Origin of the sequence: Flavobacterium sp. 270 (assembly GCF_004368785.1) — a bacterium.
In the GTDB taxonomy this organism is placed as follows: Bacteria; Bacteroidota; Bacteroidia; order Flavobacteriales; family Flavobacteriaceae; genus Flavobacterium.
This window is the reverse complement of the sequence record NZ_SODM01000015.1, coordinates 1-1,596: the sequence shown is the minus strand read 5'-3', so window position 1 is coordinate 1,596 and position 1,596 is coordinate 1. Positions and strand designations below refer to the sequence as shown.

2 tRNA genes and 1 rRNA gene are annotated in these 1,596 nt (G+C 45.9%); all 3 read right to left on the bottom strand.

From position 1 onward, the window contains the following. Window positions 1-189: 189 nt before the first annotated feature. A tRNA-Ala gene (locus tag EV144_RS24030) sits at window positions 190-263 on the bottom strand. Window positions 264-344: 81 nt separating this feature from the next. Beyond that, window positions 345-418: transfer RNA gene (locus EV144_RS24025), tRNA-Ile, on the bottom strand. A gap of 124 nt (window positions 419-542) precedes the next feature. After that, a 16S ribosomal RNA gene (locus tag EV144_RS24020) occupies window positions 543-1,596 on the bottom strand; the annotation flags it as partial.

The window sequence follows — 1,596 nt, the reverse complement described above, 5'->3', positions numbered from 1 at the left end:
TGAGAGCCTAGGCATCCCCCATACGCCCTTATTTTGCTTATTGTACCAATCTTAAATTTAATTAAGACCGTTTTTTTTTGTTTTTTATTATCTGCATTGCTGCATAACAAAAAACGCTTTCTACTTTTTATTATTTTCTTATCTCAATATGTCAATGAACTTTTATTTACTGCTTTTATAGTAAATCAGTGGAGAATAACGGAGTCGAACCGTTGACCTCCTGCGTGCAAGGCAGGCGCTCTAGCCAGCTGAGCTAATCCCCCATTTTTAGTCATGAGTTATTAGTTATGAGGTATGCTCATTAACACTCAACTTCTAAAATTTCCTTCAATCAAGTTAAAGAGTAGTCCCGGGCAGACTCGAACTGCCGACCCCTACATTATCAGTGTAGTACTCTAACCAGCTGAGCTACGAGACTCTGTTTTACTTAATTTTCATTATGTTTTAAATTAACAGCAAGAGTAATAAAATGTCCTTATTCTAAACCTTTAAATAATCATCTTTTTTCCCCAGCGTGCATATAGCTAACACTAAGGCTCTAGAAAGGAGGTGTTCCAGCCGCACCTTCCGGTACGGCTACCTTGTTACGACTTAGCCCTAGTTACCAGTTTTACCCTAGGCAGCTCCTTGCGGTCACCGACTTCAGGCACCCCCAGCTTCCATGGCTTGACGGGCGGTGTGTACAAGGCCCGGGAACGTATTCACCGGATCATGGCTGATATCCGATTACTAGCGATTCCAGCTTCACGGAGTCGAGTTGCAGACTCCGATCCGAACTGTGACCGGTTTTATAGATTCGCTCCTGGTCGCCCAGTGGCTGCTCTCTGTACCGGCCATTGTAGCACGTGTGTAGCCCAAGGCGTAAGGGCCGTGATGATTTGACGTCATCCCCACCTTCCTCACAGTTTGCACTGGCAGTCTTGTTAGAGTTCCCGACATGACTCGCTGGCAACTAACAACAGGGGTTGCGCTCGTTATAGGACTTAACCTGACACCTCACGGCACGAGCTGACGACAACCATGCAGCACCTTGTAAATTGTCTTGCGAAAGTTCTGTTTCCAAAACGGTCAATCTACATTTAAGCCTTGGTAAGGTTCCTCGCGTATCATCGAATTAAACCACATGCTCCACCGCTTGTGCGGGCCCCCGTCAATTCCTTTGAGTTTCATTCTTGCGAACGTACTCCCCAGGTGGGATACTTATCACTTTCGCTTAGCCACTGAAATTGCTTCCAACAGCTAGTATCCATCGTTTACGGCGTGGACTACCAGGGTATCTAATCCTGTTCGCTACCCACGCTTTCGTCCATCAGCGTCAATCCATTAGTAGTAACCTGCCTTCGCAATTGGTATTCCATGTAATCTCTAAGCATTTCACCGCTACACTACATATTCTAGTTACTTCCTAATAATTCAAGTTCAGCAGTATCAATGGCCGTTCCACCGTTGAGCGATGGGCTTTCACCACTGACTTACTAAACCGCCTACGGACCCTTTAAACCCAATGATTCCGGATAACGCTTGGATCCTCCGTATTACCGCGGCTGCTGGCACGGAGTTAGCCGATCCTTATTCTTACGATACCGTCAAGCTCCT